The organism is Sphingomonas adhaesiva (genome assembly GCF_036946305.1).
Classification (GTDB): Bacteria; Pseudomonadota; Alphaproteobacteria; order Sphingomonadales; family Sphingomonadaceae; genus Sphingomonas; species Sphingomonas adhaesiva_B.
Window position 1 is genome coordinate 13,162 of the sequence record NZ_JAQIJJ010000008.1, and the last position, 14,414, is coordinate 27,575.

The window sequence follows — 14,414 nt, forward strand, 5'->3', positions numbered from 1 at the left end:
CGATGATCTACCCCACCCGTCTCGCGGTTCTGGCGACGCTCGCCGGCCTGCCGGTGGTGCTGCTGGTCGCGCTGATCCTGCCGGCGCAGTGGCAGGTCGCGCTCGCCTGGCCGCTGGGGGTGCTGGCGCTGACGATCGCCGACGCGCTGACGGGGCTGCGGCCGGGCCGGGTGCGCGCGACGGTGACGCTGCCGGCGACGGCGGGGGTGGGCACCACGCTCGACGCCGCGCTGACGATTGTCGTGGAGGGCGCCGCGCCGTCCCGCATCGCCTTCGACATCGGCGGCAATGCGCTGCTGGAGCGGGTGGATGCCGGCATCACCTCGCTCGATCTCGCTGCCGGCGGGGGCCGGTACGCCATAGGCTATCGCGCGGTGCGCCGCGGCACCGCGACGCTCGACCGGCTGTGGCTGCGCTGGCCCGGCGCGCTGCGGCTGGCGTGGAAGCAGCAGGTGGTGGCGCTGGACGCGCACGCCGCCATCCTGCCCGACCTGACGCCGGTGCACGAACGCGGGGCGCAGATCTTCCAGCGCCACGCGCTCCAGGGGCTGATGGTACAAGTCGATCGCGGCGACGGCGCGGACTTCGACGCGCTGGTCGAGTTCCGCAGCGGGATGGACCGGCGCGCGATCGACTGGAAGCAATCGGCGCGCCACCAGAAGCTGCACGCCAAGGAATATCGTACCGAGCGCAACAGCCAGATCGTCTTCGCGATCGACGCGGGGCGACAGATGTCGGAGCCGGTGGCGGGGCTCAGCCGGCTCGACCGGATCGTGTCGGCGATGCTGCTGACCGGCTGGGTCGCGCTGAAACTGGGCGATCGCGTCGCGCTGAACACGTTCGATGCGCGCCCGCGCATCGCCGGCGGGCTGGTCGGCGGCGCCGCTGCGTTCGGTGCGTTGCAGCGGCTGGCGGCGCGGATCGCGTATAGCGAGGAAGAGACCAACTACACTTTCGCGCTGTCGACGCTGGCGGCGCGGCTGACGCGGCGGTCGATGATCGTGCTCTTCACCGAGGTGACCGATCTCGTCTCCGCCGACTTCATGGTGCGCGCCGCGGCGCGGTTGATGCACCGGCACCTGTTGCTGGTGGTCGTGCTGCGCGACGAAGAACTGGAGGCGATCCTGGACCGCGCGCCGCAGACGCCCGACGACGTCACCCGCGCGGTGACCGCGGCGGCGCTGTTGCGCGATCGCCTGATGGTGCTGACGCGCCTGCGCCACCTGGGCGCGCATGTCATCGAAAGCGGCCATGACGAGGTCGCGACCCGGCTGGTCGAGGGCTATATCGACCTGAAGCGCCGGAACCTGTTGTGACCGATCCCGCTCCCCACGGCCCGCCGATGAACGCCGCGCGCTTCCGCGAGGCCTATGCCGCGGAATGGCAACGGCTGGAGACGATCGTGACGCGGCTGGAGAAGAGGTCCGCCCGGTCGCTCGACGACGACGACCTGCTGGCGCTTCCGTCGCTCTATCGCAGCGCGCTGACCTCGCTGTCGGTCGCGCGCGCCACCTCGCTCGACCGCGGGCTGGCGACCTATCTCGAACAATTGTGCACGCGCGCTTATTTCCAGCTCTACGGCGTGCAGACGTCGGCGTGGCGCCAGCTCGGCACCTTTCTGCGCCGCGGCTGGCCGCAGGCGACCCGCGCGCTGTGGCGCGAGACGTTGTTCTGCCTGATGCTGATGGCGGCGGGCGCGGTGGCGGGCTTCTTCCTCGTGCGCGCGGACCCCGCCTGGTATTATGCGCTGATCCCCGACGGCATGGCGTCCGGGCGCAACCCGACCGCGAGCGTGGAGGCGCTGCGATCGTCGATCTATGGCGCGAAGCAGGAGATGCTGGCGACCTTCGCGGTGTCGCTGTTCACGCACAACAGCCAGGTCGCCATCTTCGCCTTCGCCCTTGGGTTCGCCTTCGCGATCCCGACGCTGATGCTGGTCACCTACAATGGCCTGATGCTGGGCGCGATGGTGGCGGTGTTCGCGGACAAGGGGCTGGCGGTCGGCTTCGCCGGCTGGCTGACGATCCACGGCACGACCGAGCTGCTGGCGGTCGCGATCGCGTCGGCGGCGGGGGTGCGGATCGGATCGGCGGTGGCGTTCCCGGGGCGCGAGGCGCGCGCCGACGCCGCGGTCACCGCGGGGCGCGAGGCGGCGGTGGCGATGGGCGGCGCGGTCTGCATGCTGATGGTGGCGGGCGTGCTGGAGGGGATCGGGCGCCAGACGGTGCAGTCGGACGGCTTACGCTTCGCGATCGGCGTCGCCGCGCTCGCCGGCTGGATCGCCTATCTCTACCTGCCGCACTGGTCGGGGCCGCGCGATGCGCTGGACTAGGCGCCAGACCGCCCCGCCGCCATCGCTGGTGCGCCGGTTCATGACGCCGGAGCGAGTCGACCTGCGCATCGAGCTGGGCAGCGCCACCGCGCGCGCCATGGCGTTCCTGCTCGACTGGATCGCGATCCTCCTGCTGATGGCGCTCGCCACCGCCGGGATCGCGTTGCTTGGCCGGCCGGAGGATCGCGGGGAACTCGCCGGGATCCTGTGGCTGGTCGGGCTGTTCGTGCTGCGCAACGGCTGGTTCGCGCTGTTCGAGATGGGCCGCCGCGGGGCGACGCCGGGCAAGCGCGTGCTGGGGCTGCGCGTGATCGCGCGCGACGGCGGACGGCTTACTCCCGCCGCGGTGATCGCGCGCAACGCGCTGCGCGAGGTGGAAATCTTTCTGCCGCTGTCGTTCCTGGCGATGGACGGCGCCAGCAACGATCGCATCGGCGGGTTCATGGCCGTCTTCTCGCTGTTGTGGGCGGGCATCTTCTTCCTGTTCCCGTTGTTCAACCGCGACCGGCTGCGCGTCGGCGATCTGCTCGCGGGCACCTGGGTGGTCAACGATGCGCGCGATGCGTCGAGCCGCGCGGTGGTCGATCGCGCGGACGATCCGGTGCCGCGGCGCGTCTTCACCGACGCCGCGCTCGACCTCTACGGCGTCTATGAATTGCAGATGCTGGAGGACGTCCTTCGCGCGCGGCGCGAGGCGGCGGTCGCCACGGTCGCCGCGACGATCCGGCGCAAGGCGGGGCTGCCCGACGACGGCGACGATCTGGGCTTCCTGTCCGATTATTACGAGGCACTGTGCGGCCGACTGGAACGGGGCATCATGGTCGGACGACGCCGCGAGGACAAGCACGGCGCGCCGCGCGTGCCGCGCGATGCCGCAGCATAGGGTCTGTTCCGGCGCGGCGCAGGCCGCTCAGAGCTGGTGCACGTACACTTCGTTCAGCGCGATACGATCGCCGTCCAGCAGGACGAGGTCGAACCCGCGCAGCCGCCCGCCGCCCTCGATATCGCAATACCAGCGGCCGCAGAAGCCGCCGGGGATCGGCCATGTCTCGTCCGGGGTGTAGGTCATCGCCGGGGTCGCGGCGAAGAGCTGGGTCAGATAGGCCTCCAGCGCGGCATGGCCGGTGATGCCGCCGGCGGTCTGCGGATCCATGTAGCGGCAATCCTCGGCATAGAAGCCGAGCAGCCCGGGCACGTCCTTCGCGGTCCAGCGTGCCAGCCAGTCGGCATTGTAGCGTGCGATGTCCATGCTCATGCTCCCACCACCCGGGCGACGTGCGCCGGCTCGAAGATGTCGGCGGGCACCGCCTCCGGCCCGGCGAGGACGGCGACGCCGTGCAGCCCCAGCGTCGGGTCCGCGGCCGCACCTTCGTGATAGCGGCGACGGCGGTTGCGCGCATCCTCACCGAATTCCATGTCGAGCGTCGCCTGCATTTCGGCTGCGAGCCGCAGGCGGCGCATCCGCTCGACCCGCTCCTCCTCATAGGGGCGGAAATCCGGTGCGGCGCCGTCGGGGGTGGCGCGCAGGATGTCGCTGACGATCCGCACGTCGCGATAGGTGATCGACAGCCCCAGCCCCAGGATCGGATCGTTCCATCCGGCGGCGTCGCCGATCAGCACCGCGCCGGGCGCGAACGGCCGCTCGGCCAGCGCGCTGTTGTTGTAATAAGCGAACAGCGGCCCCGCCGGGGTGCCGGCCGCGATCGCCTCGTTATGCGGCGCGGAGCGCAGGCGGAAGGCATCGAGGAAGCGGCGCGGCCCCTCCGCCCCGGCGAAGCGCGTCTTTGCCGGCAGGTCCCAGCCGCCATAGACGCGGACGCGGCCATCGCCCTGCGGAAAGGTGAGGAAGGCGAAATCGCCCTCGGTCCCGATCGTCTGGCGCAGCGGATCGACCCCCGCCACATCGTCGACCAGCAGCCCGGCGAACCAGTGATGCGGCTTGTCCTGATGGAGCGTCAGGCCCGCGGCACGGCGAACCTGCGACTGGCGCCCCTCCGCACCGACCACCAGCGGCGCGGTGGCGACCTGCTCGCGGCCCTCGTGGACATAGGCGACCGATGGCGACGCGCCGAGCGTGATCGCGCCCACCGCGACGCCGCGCAGCGCCTCCGCACCGGCGAGGACGGCCTGGTCGAACAGCGTCTGGCAGTGGACCGGGTGGCGGATGCACAGCGGCCCCACCACGCCGTCCGCGAACATCCCCAGCGGCAGCGCGCCGGCTTCCGCGGCGGCGGGATCGCGCGTTTCGTCATAGGTCACATGGCTGGTCAGATGGTGCCCGCCCGCCGCCACCAGCGCGTCGTACAGCCCGGTCCGCTTCGTCTCGGTGACACCCCAGGGCGCGATCCACTCGCCGCGGACGCGATCCTCATAAGCGGTGGATTTCTCCAGCAGCAATACGCGCCGGCCCGCGCGCGCCATCACGGCCGCCAGCGCGGATCCGCCGATGCCGCCGCCGACGATGATGAGATCGTGGGTCACGCCCTGTCCTCTCCGAAATGTCCTTTCCGAACGCCTTTTTCAGGCGCTGTCGGGCCAGTGTGACATGCGGGCATCGCTTTGATAAGCGGGAATGATTGATCAGGGCGCGCCGGATTGGCAGACGCCCCGCAACGGGCTGGCGAGCAAGACCTCTGCCGCGGAGCGCGCCGCGCTGATCCGCCCGGACCCGGCGAGCGCGTCGGCTCGACGATCACGCCGCTGATCGTGTTCCGGGAAGAGCGTCCGTGGCTGGTCACCGGGACGCCCGGCGGCGGCTATATCATCGCGACGATGGTGCCGTTGCTGTCGAACGTGATCGACCACCGCCTGAACGTCGCCGAAGCCGCGGAGCGGCCGCGGATCAACCAGGGCGGCGGCGATGCGCTGATCGCGGAGGCAGCGGCGGGTATCAGACGCGCGCCCGCGCCGCCCCGCTTCCTGGATAGCGGGCGGTGCCGATCGACCACTATCCGATGACAATCAGAATGAGATAATATATCATCCTGAGAATGGTGACACAGGAGTCTGTAGAAATGAGCCAGTTCGCGGGTGACGCACGCTTGCCGGTAACGGTGTTGTCCGGCTTCCTCGGAGCAGGGAAGACGACGCTTCTCAATCACATCCTCGCCAACCGCGAGGGCCGGCGGGTGGCGGTGATCGTCAACGACATGTCGGAGGTGAACATCGACGCCGATCTGGTCCGCGGCGGCGAGGCGGCCTTGTCGCGGTCCGAAGAGGCACTGGTCGAGATGACCAACGGCTGCATCTGCTGCACGTTGCGCGACGACCTGCTGGCCGAGGTGCGCACGCTCGCGGAGGCGGGGCGGTTCGATTATCTGGTGATCGAGAGCACCGGCATCTCCGAGCCGTTGCCCGTCGCGACCACCTTCTCCTTCCGGGACGAGAACGGTGCCTCGCTGGGCGATGTCGCGCGGCTCGACACGATGGTGACGGTGGTCGACGCGCTGAACCTGCTGGCGGATTATTCGAGCCAGGATTTCCTCGCCGATCGCGGCGAGACGATGGGCGAGGAGGACACGCGCAGTCTGGTCGGCCTGCTGGTCGAGCAGATCGAATTTGCCGATGTCGTGATCGTCAACAAGGCGTCGTCGGTATCGCCGGAGCAACGCGCGGTCGTGAGGAAGCTGGTCGCCAGCCTCAATGCCGATGCGATGATCGTGCCCGCCGATCACGGCCGCGTCGACCTCGATCTCGTGCTCGCGACCGGCCTGTTCGACGAGGAGAAGGCGGCGCGTCACCCGCTTTGGGCCAAGGAGCTGTACGGCTATGCCCATCATCAGCCCGAAACCGAGGAATATGGGATCGAGAGCTTCGTCTATCGTGCCCGCCAGCCGTTCGATCCGGCACGGTTCCATGCCTTCCTTACCGATGGCCGGCTCGACCATGTCGTTCGCGCCAAGGGCCATTTCTGGCTGGCGACGCGCGCCGACTGGGTCGGCGAACTCGCGGTGGCGGGTAGCCAGGTGGAGACGGCGCGCATGGGCCGCTGGTGGGCCTCGATCCCGAAGAACCAGTGGCCCGACGACGGCCGGTTCGAGGAATTCGTCGCGAGGCACTGGGATCCGGTATGGGGCGACCGGCGGCAGGAGCTGGTGATCATCGGCATCGACATGGACGAGCAGCGCATCCGGCGGCGGCTCGACGCCTGCCTCGTGCCTGCCGCCGCCGTCACCCCCGCGCTATGGGCGACCTTGCGCGATCCGTTCCCCGCCTGGGGAGAGCGTCAGCTGGAGGCCGCCGAATGACCGCTGCGGCCGCCCGACGCCGGCTCAATCGGCGAAGCGCGTCGCCGACAGCATGAGGCTGACGGGCGGGCCGAGATCGCGCGACGAGGTGCCGAGACGGAAGCGATAGCGTCCGCCCGCGATCACCCATCGCTCGGTCGCGCTGTCGTAGCTGGCGAGCAGGCGCGGATCGACCGTGATCGTCGCGCGTCGCATGGTGCCGGCGGGCAGGTCGAGCCTTGCCCAACCCGCCAGCCGGCGTGGCGCCTCAAAGCCGCCGTCCGCGCGCTCGACATAGAGTTGCGGCACGGCGGCGCCGCGGCGCGTGCCGGTATTGCGGACCGCGAACGACACCCGGACGCCGCGTCTCGCGCGGGCCGCCGTGGGGGCGTCGAACGCGAAGCGGGTGTAGGACAGGCCGTGGCCGAAGGCGAAGAGCGGCGCACGCCCGTCGCGGTCGAACGCCTTGTAGCCCACCGCCGCACCCTCGCAATAATCGACCGCGAAGGCGGTGCCCGGTGCGGGCGTGCCATGCAGCGGGGTGCAGCGACCCGCTGCGTCGTCGCGCGGGACGGTGATCGGCAGGTGCCCGGACGGATTGACCGCACCGGTCAGCAGCCGCGCCAGCGCCACACCGCCGCCCGCCCCCGGATACCAGCCCTGCAGGATCGCGTCGACGCGATCCGCCCAGGGCATCAGCACCGCACCGCCGGTTTCCAGCACGACGACGCTGCGCCGCGCCGTGCCCGCGACGGCGGCGATCAGCGCATCCTGTCCGTCGGGCAGCGTCAGCGACGTATCCTGCGATTCCGCGGTCCATTGCGTCGCGAAGACGATCGCGACGTCGCTTTCCGCCGCCGCACGCGCCGCGGCGACGGGATCGCTGCCGTCGAGATAGGCGACGCGAACTCCCGGCAGCAGCCGCCGCAGCGCCGCCAGCGGCGAGGACGGCAGATAGATCACCGGCCCGGGCCAGCTGGTGGGGGAGAGGCCGGGCACCGCATTGCCCCCCACCGGATGCACCTGCGACGAGCCGCCGCCCGACAGCACGCCGACATCGGCATGACCGCCGATCACGACGACGCGGTGCAGCGCCGCGGCACGCAGCGGCAAGGTATCGCGCGCGTTGCGCAGCAGCACCGCGCCCCGCTCCGCGGCATCCTGCGCCACCGCGCGGTCGGCGGCGGCATCGATCGGCGCGATCGCGACGGGGCGGTCGACCAGTCCGTTGGCGAACATCGAGCGCAGGATGCGCCGCACCATGTCGTCGAGCCGCGCGGGGCTGACCGCACCGCGCGCGACCGCCTGCGCCAGTGGCGGGCCGAAATAGGACGAAGCATCGAAGGTCGCGGCGGATTGCTGGTCGAGGCCCGCATTCGCCGCCGCCACCGTCGAATGCACCGCCCCCCAGTCCGACATGACCCAGCCGGGATAGCGCCAGCCGCGCTTCAGGACATGGTTCAGCAGCCAGTCGTTCTCGCACGCATAGGCGCCGTTGACGCGATTATAGGCGCACATGACCGCGCCGGGCCGTCCGCGCTCGATCGCGATCTGGAAGGCGAGAAGGTCGGACTGGCGCAGCGCGGCACGGTCGATCCGCGCGTCGAGCGTGAACTGGTCGGTCTGCTGCGCATTGAGCGCATAATGTTTGATCGTCGAGACGATCCCATTGGACTGGATACCCGCGATCTGCGCGCCCACCATCCGCCCGGCGAGCAGCGGATCCTCGCCGCCATATTCGAAGTTGCGGCCGTTGCGCGGCTCGCGCGTCAGGTTGATCCCGCCCGCCAGCAGCACGTTGAAGCCATAGCGGCGCGCCTCGCCGCCGATCATCGCGCCGCCGCGCCGCGCGATGTCCTCATCCCAGCTCGCGATCGTCGCCAGCGTGGAAGGAAGCGCGATCGCGGCGCGCGCGGTGCGCGCGGTCGGTTGCGTCGCGACGCCCATCGCGGCGTCCGCCTCCCACAAGGGCGGAATGCCGAGCCGCGGGACACCGGGGACATAGCCCGCCGATCCGTCCCGCGCGGCGGCGGGCGCATGGACCTCCGGCTTGCCGACCTGTTCTGAGGCGAAGGCGCCGATCACCATCACCAGCTTTTCCTCGCGCGTCATCGCCGCCAGCGCCAGCGCGGCGCGACGATCGGGCGACAGCGCGGGGTCCTGCCACGCCCGGTCGCCCTCCGCCGCGGGGACAGGTGCAGCGATCATCACCAGCGCGAAGGGAAGAAGGCGCCTCACTGCCACGCCGCCCGCGTCGGAACGACCGTGACGGTGCGGCTGGCGCGGCGGCCATCCGGGGTGCGGCTGCGCACCGCGACCGGGCCGTCGACCGCCACCGGCGCGGCGTAGCGCGTCCAGGCGCCGCCCGCGACGCGATATTCGATCGTCGTGCCGGGCAGTTCCGCCACCGCCTCCAGCCGCCCGCCGGCGATGCGCGCACCGGGCGGCGCGAGGCGATAGACGATGCCGTCGCGGTCGAGCGCGCCCAGCCGTGCCGAGACCCGCCCGGCGAAGTCGCGCCATCCCGCCAGCAGCGCCGCCGGATCGACCCGCGCGTCGCCATAGCCATAGCGCGCGCCCGGCGCATAGGCGGGCTCCCACGCGGGGGGCGACCAGGCGCGTTCGGCGAGCGCGAACAGGCGCGGGAACAGCATATATTCGACCTGCGAATCGCGCCGCACCATCTCGCTCCACAATTGCCCCTGGATCCCGGCGATCACGCGTCCGGGGGCGAGCGGAACCGGGTCCGCGACGGTGCCGGTGCGGTTCAGGATGTCGGTCGCCACCGCGGCATTGGCGGCGAGATTGCCGGGCATGAAGGCATAGAGCCGGAACAGGTCGATCTCGCGCGTCGCCCAGGTCGCGCCGGATTCATCGGGATCGACCGCCTGCGGCATGTCGAGATACGTGAAGTCCGGCATCGACAGCACCACCGTCCAGCCGCGGTTGGCCTGCGCATGCGCCTCCGCCACCGCATTGCCGAACAGGCCGCTCCACACATTCGACTGGATGGTGGGCGGCAGCGCCGCGGGATCGGCATGGGTAAGGCCGTCGCTCCACGCGGCCGGCTCGATCCCTTGCTGCGACAGCATCGTCGCCACGCGCTCGACGAAGCGGGCGCCCATCTGCGCGACCGGGGTGCCGAGCCGCGCCGCCTCCGCACGGCATGCCGGGGAACCGGTCCAGGCGCCCGCGGTCTCGTCCGCCCCGATGTGGAAGCGGCGCAGCGGCACGCCGGCGCGGGCGTGGAGCGCCGCCATCCGCGCCACCACCGTCTCGACGAAGCGGAAGGTCTGCGGGATGCAGACGTTCAGCGTATTATCGTCATAGGTCTGGATGCTGCGATACCGGGTCGCGTCGGCGGGTTCGACCAGGCGATAGCGCTCTGCCTCCGCGGTCCGGCCGGTGGCGGCGAGCCGGCGGTAGCGCGCCTCCATCGCCTTGATCGCGGCGCGCGAATGGCCCGGCATGTCGAACGAGGGGATGACCGTGATCTGGCGCGCCTTCGCCGCGGCGAGGATGGCGAGATAGTCTGCGGTGGTGAGATAGCCGTTGGTGCCCGCGTCGCGCGCCGGGTCCGCGCCGAGCTGCGGCTGGAGGCAGGTCGCATCGTCGAGCGCCAGGCAGCGATAGGCGCCGACCTGCGTCAGTTCGGGCAGCGCCGGGATCTCCATCCGCCAGCCCTCGTCGTCGGCGAGGTGGAGGTGCAGCGTGTTGAGCTTCACCGCCGCCATCTGCTCGATCAGCCGCAGCAGTTCGGCCCGCCCGTGGAAATTGCGTGCGATATCGACGTGGAGCCCGCGATAGCCGTAGCGGGGGTGGTCGACGATCGACAGCGGCCGCACCACGCCATGGTCATGTTCCGCCTGTTGCGTCAGCGACCGCACGGCATAGGCGGCGCCGGCGGCGTCATGCGCGGTGATGCGTACACCCTGGGCATCGACGTCGAGGCGATAGCCCTCCGCGGGCAGGTCGCGGTCGCCCACTACGATCCGCAGCGGGACCGGGCCGGCCCCGATACCCGCCCTGGCCAAGCCGTCCAGCGCCGGCGCGATCACCGCGCGCGATACGCCCGACAGGACCGGGCGCACGCCATGCGACAGGTCGAGCGATGCCCCGGCCGAACGGCGCACCTGCGTCGGCGCGGGGAGGATGACGATATCGGGCTGCGTCCCGACGCCCCGCGCGACATAGCGGTCGAAGGCGCGCGGCGGCGTCAGCCAGCGGTGGGTGTCGATGCCGTCCGCGGTCGCCAGCCGCGCCTCGTCGGTCATCGGCGCGATATAGGGCAGGGTTTCCAGCCCGGTGTCCGGATCGGTGCCGGGGCGCGTCGCGGCGATCACCGCGGGGGCGGCGCCGGGTGCCCTGACCCAGGCGTGCGGCAGGACGAAGGCGCGCGAGAAGAACGGCACGCTGGTCGTCAGCCGTAGCCGGTAATGCCGGCCGGGCGCCAGCAGATGCCCGGGCTTGAGCGAGAATAGCGTGACGTCGCCGTTGACGAGGCGGCTGTCGAACTCGGCACTGTCGATTGCCAGCACCGATCCGATGATGCTGGCGCCGATCTCCAGCCCCGCGGGCGGGGTGACGTCCGCGGGTGTGTCGAGGTCGATGTCCTCGATCATGCAGCGTCGCGGCGGCGCCCCCGGCGGCGGGGGCGGGGCGGCCGGATCGCGCGGGCAGGTGGTCGGATGGTTGTCGACGATCGTGACGCGATAGCCGAGCCCGGCGGCGAAGCGGGACAGATCGGCGGGAGCCGGCGTCGCACCCGAAAGCGCGGGCAGCCCCGCCGATGCCAGCACCGCAATGAGCAACCGCATCCTACGCTCCCCGCAACGATCGGAGCGGAAAGGATTTCCGCTGCCGAGGTCCGCTACCTCGCCCGCGATCGTGCCGCCAGTACGCCGATAATACAATACCAAAATATGACTTCACGGCCATGCCCAGACACAAAGGCGCAACATTTGTCTTGCGATCTAGAGCTGCAAATGATTACTTTCGTGCTCTACCGGGCAGCGGTTCGAGTCCATCACGGCAGCAAGCCAACCGATCCAATGCCAATATAGAGCAAATCGGAAGGGGGCTTCCATGACCGTCAAGGCAATCCTGTCGTCCGTCAGCGTCCTCGCACTGACCGTATCGGTGCCCGCACTCGCCCAAACCCAGCCGTCCACCGTACCGTCGACCAAACCGTCCGCCGCCGATCGCGCCGACGACCAGGCGTCCGACGATATCGTGGTGACCGGCATCCGCGCCTCGATCCAGGCGTCGCTGAACCAGAAGCGCAAGTCGGACATGGTGTCCGAGGTCATCACCGCGCAGGACATCGGCAAGTTTCCGGACAAGAACGTCGCGGACTCGCTGGGGCGGCTGACCGGCGTCAACGTCGTCACCGGCACGGCGGCGGCGGGCGGGTTCGGCGAGAACCAGTCGGTCTCGATCCGCGGCACCGATCCGGAACTGAACCTGACGCTGCTCGACGGGCACAGTCTGGCGACGGGCGACTGGTTCGTGCTCGATCAGGCGAATGGCGGCCGCAGCTTCAACTTCAGCATGTTCCCGTCCGAGATCGTCGGCAGCCTGGAAGTCTATAAGAGCGCGCAGGCCGACATTCCGGAGGGCGGCATCGGCGGCACGATCAACGTCCACAGCCGCATGCCGCTGGACTTGCCGTCGGGCACGTTCAACCTGACCGCGCAGGAGGTGTACAACGACCTGTCCGACAAGTGGAAGCCGCAGGTGTCGGCGGTGGCGAGCTGGAAGAACGCGGCCGGCACGCTCGGCATCCTCGCCGCCGGCTTCTACGAGGCGCGCTCCTTCCGCCGCGACGGGCAGGAGTTCCTGGGCTATGCGACGCAGGAGGATTTCAACGGCACCGGCAAGACCGTCGCCTATCCGGCGCTGATCGGCGCGGCCTATTTCACGCAGGAGCGGATCCGCAAGGGCGGCACCGTCACCATCCAGTTCAAGCCGACCGACACGCTCGACCTGGTGGCGACCGGCCTCTACACGCGGATGAGCGCCGACAACGTCAACGTGAACAGCATGGCGTGGACGAGCAAGCTGGTGACGGAGAATTCCACGCCCGGCATCCCCGGCTATGCGCTCGGCGCCTATACCACCGCCGATTACGAGGGGATCACCTATCTGACCTCCGCCGCCTGGCGCGCGACCGGGGCGGGCGGGACGCCGGCCTATGGGCGGGTACAGGACGACATCTTCCGCACCGCTTTCTCCTCCACCTTCAACGGCACGCTGGATGCCACCTGGCGCCCGGCGGACGGCCTCGGCGTCCACGGCACGCTGGGCTATACCGAAGGTCGCGGCGAGACGACCTCGTCGGACGCGTGGGAGAGCTATTGGCAGACCGGCATGACCTATGCCTTCGCGGGCAAGCGGGCGGAGGTGACCTATCCGGGGCTGCCGACCGATCCCACGTCGACCGCGTATCTGAAGAATTCCTTCAGCGGCACCTGGGGCGGCGCGACCATTTCGCCCGACAAGGAATTCTACGCGCAGCTCGACCTGGAGCAGGTCATCGAGGACTCGGCCTGGCTGCGCGCGATCAAGACCGGCGCGCGCTACACCCATCACACGCGCGCGGTGAATGCGACCGGCGTCATCTGGGCCGGCAACGAAACCCCGCTCGCCGATCCGCAGAACGGCGCGTCGGGCACCAGCCAGATCGGTCTGTACGACGTCTATGACGGCGCCACCACGCCCGCCGATTTCGGCCGCCGCATCGGCATCGCCGGACGCTATTCGCTCGCCAGCCGGGCGAAGATCGACGCCATCCTGAAGACCCGCGGCGGATCAACCGAAGCCTTCTATCCGCCGTCGAGCTTCTCCGTGAAGGAAGACGACACCGCCTTCTACGCGATGGCGAAGATCGGCAACGACCGCAACTGGCGTGGCAACATCGGGCTGCGCACGATCCGCACCGATATCGACACATTGCAATATTCGCCCAACGTTGCGCCGACGATCAGCAACAAGTTCGGCGACTTCGGCGAGGTGAAGGCGGGGCGCGGCTATTGGGACGTGCTGCCCAGCGCCAACTTCACCTACAACGCCACCGACAAGCTGCTGCTGCGCGCCGCCGCGGCGAAGGTGATGTCGCGCCCCGGCTATGCCCAGCTCGCCGGCGCGTTCAGCGTCGACGACCTCAGCCTGTCGGGCAGCGCGGGCGGCAATCCGGACCTCGATCCGTTCCGCGCGTGGCAGTTCAACCTCGCCGCCGAATTCTATTACGGCCCGCAGGCGCTGTTCTCGGTCGGCGTGTTCGGGCTCGACATCCAGAATTACATCACGACCACCACCACGACGCGCTTCTATCGCACCGTCCTGCACCCCAACGGCGCCAATTTCATCGTCGAGGCGCCCGTCAACGGCGGCGGCGGGACCAACAAGGGCGTCGAGGTCAACTGGCAGCAGCCGATCGGCCGGGGCTTCGGCTTCATCGCCAACTACACCTATTCGGATGCGAAGAAGGACAAGGACGCCGTCACCGCCGCCGACCATTTCAGCCGCGAGATCGACGGCAATTCGAAGCACACTTGGAACCTGACCGGCTATTTCGAGAACGATCGCGTCAGCACCCGCCTCGCCTACAGCTATCGCTCCAAGTTCCGCTCCGGCATCGATCGCGCCACGCCGATGTGGCAGGACGATTTCGGGCAGCTCGACGGATCGCTGCTGGTACATCTCACGAAATATCTGGCGCTCAGCGCCGACGCGCAGAACATCACCAACGCCAAGCTCTATTATTTCGTCGGCGATCCCGCGGTCCCGCGGGCCTATTACGACAACGGCCGCACCGTCTATGTCGGTGCAAGGCTGACCTTCTGAGCCATAGCGGG

The 14,414-nt window shown here is 69.8% G+C and carries 10 protein-coding genes; 6 read left to right on the top strand and 4 right to left on the bottom strand.

Annotated elements, in window-relative coordinates; all coding sequences use genetic code 11:
* Positions 1–2: 2 nt before the first annotated feature.
* The 3 genes from PGN14_RS13650 to PGN14_RS13660 are packed head-to-tail and all read left to right on the top strand — an operon-like array spanning position 3 to position 3,215.
* The gene (locus PGN14_RS13650) at positions 3–1,316 is read left to right on the top strand and encodes a DUF58 domain-containing protein (protein ID WP_335300123.1); all 1,314 of its coding nucleotides are present in this window, start codon (positions 3–5) and stop codon (positions 1,314–1,316) included.
* Between the two features lie 26 nt (positions 1,317–1,342).
* Positions 1,343–2,332, top strand: a complete 990-nt coding sequence (locus PGN14_RS13655) for a stage II sporulation protein M (RefSeq protein ID WP_335300124.1) — start codon at positions 1,343–1,345, stop codon at positions 2,330–2,332.
* Entirely contained in the window at positions 2,319–3,215 is an 897-nt protein-coding gene (locus PGN14_RS13660; protein ID WP_335300125.1) for an RDD family protein, read from the top strand. Before PGN14_RS13655 ends, PGN14_RS13660 begins: the two co-directional genes overlap by 14 nt.
* 27 nt (positions 3,216–3,242) lie before the next feature.
* Here the strand turns inward: PGN14_RS13660 and PGN14_RS13665 are convergent, their stop codons facing one another.
* On the bottom strand, positions 3,243–3,587 hold the full coding sequence (locus PGN14_RS13665; protein WP_335300126.1) for a YybH family protein: 345 nt from the start codon (positions 3,585–3,587) through the stop codon (positions 3,243–3,245).
* Positions 3,584–4,813, bottom strand: a complete 1,230-nt coding sequence (locus PGN14_RS13670; RefSeq protein WP_335300127.1) for an NAD(P)/FAD-dependent oxidoreductase — start codon at positions 4,811–4,813, stop codon at positions 3,584–3,586. Before PGN14_RS13670 ends, PGN14_RS13665 begins: the two co-directional genes overlap by 4 nt.
* A 114-nt stretch (positions 4,814–4,927) precedes the next feature.
* Between PGN14_RS13670 and PGN14_RS13675 the strand changes: the two genes are divergently transcribed.
* Complete coding sequence (locus PGN14_RS13675) at positions 4,928–5,290, top strand: gamma-glutamyltransferase (RefSeq protein ID WP_335300129.1); 363 nt, start codon at positions 4,928–4,930, stop codon at positions 5,288–5,290.
* Positions 5,291–5,346: 56 nt separating this feature from the next.
* On the top strand, positions 5,347–6,579 hold the full coding sequence (locus PGN14_RS13680; RefSeq protein ID WP_335300130.1) for a GTP-binding protein: 1,233 nt from the start codon (positions 5,347–5,349) through the stop codon (positions 6,577–6,579).
* Positions 6,580–6,603: 24 nt separating this feature from the next.
* On the opposite strand, the gene PGN14_RS13685 is transcribed toward PGN14_RS13680, so the two are convergent.
* Together PGN14_RS13685 and PGN14_RS13690 are read right to left on the bottom strand one after the other, a co-directional pair.
* Positions 6,604–8,802: a beta-glucosidase gene (locus PGN14_RS13685; protein WP_335300131.1), complete on the bottom strand. Its 2,199-nt coding sequence runs from the start codon at positions 8,800–8,802 to the stop codon at positions 6,604–6,606.
* Positions 8,793–11,375 carry a family 20 glycosylhydrolase gene (locus PGN14_RS13690; protein ID WP_335300133.1) on the bottom strand — a complete coding sequence of 861 codons (2,583 nt, stop codon included), beginning with the start codon at positions 11,373–11,375 and terminating at the stop codon, positions 8,793–8,795. The genes PGN14_RS13685 and PGN14_RS13690 overlap by 10 nt, the downstream gene beginning before the upstream one ends.
* Before the next feature lie 268 nt (positions 11,376–11,643).
* Here PGN14_RS13690 and PGN14_RS13695 point away from each other — a divergent pair, with 268 nt between their 5' ends.
* Positions 11,644–14,403: a TonB-dependent receptor gene (locus tag PGN14_RS13695; RefSeq protein WP_335300135.1), complete on the top strand. Its 2,760-nt coding sequence runs from the start codon at positions 11,644–11,646 to the stop codon at positions 14,401–14,403.
* Positions 14,404–14,414: the final 11 nt, after the last annotated feature.

Bases quoted from the DNA above. Each gene is read 5' to 3' on its own strand.
- PGN14_RS13650 (WP_335300123.1), top strand. From the start codon at position 3: ATGATCTACCCCACCCGTCTCGCGGTTCTGGCGACGCTCGCCGGCCTG.
- PGN14_RS13655 (WP_335300124.1), top strand. From the start codon at position 1,343: ATGAACGCCGCGCGCTTCCGCGAGGCCTATGCCGCGGAATGGCAACGG.
- PGN14_RS13660 (WP_335300125.1), top strand. From the start codon at position 2,319: ATGCGCTGGACTAGGCGCCAGACCGCCCCGCCGCCATCGCTGGTGCGC.
- PGN14_RS13665 (WP_335300126.1), bottom strand. From the start codon at position 3,587: ATGAGCATGGACATCGCACGCTACAATGCCGACTGGCTGGCACGCTGG.
- PGN14_RS13680 (WP_335300130.1), top strand. From the start codon at position 5,347: ATGAGCCAGTTCGCGGGTGACGCACGCTTGCCGGTAACGGTGTTGTCC.
- PGN14_RS13690 (WP_335300133.1), bottom strand. From the start codon at position 11,375: ATGCGGTTGCTCATTGCGGTGCTGGCATCGGCGGGGCTGCCCGCGCTT.
- PGN14_RS13695 (WP_335300135.1), top strand. From the start codon at position 11,644: ATGACCGTCAAGGCAATCCTGTCGTCCGTCAGCGTCCTCGCACTGACC.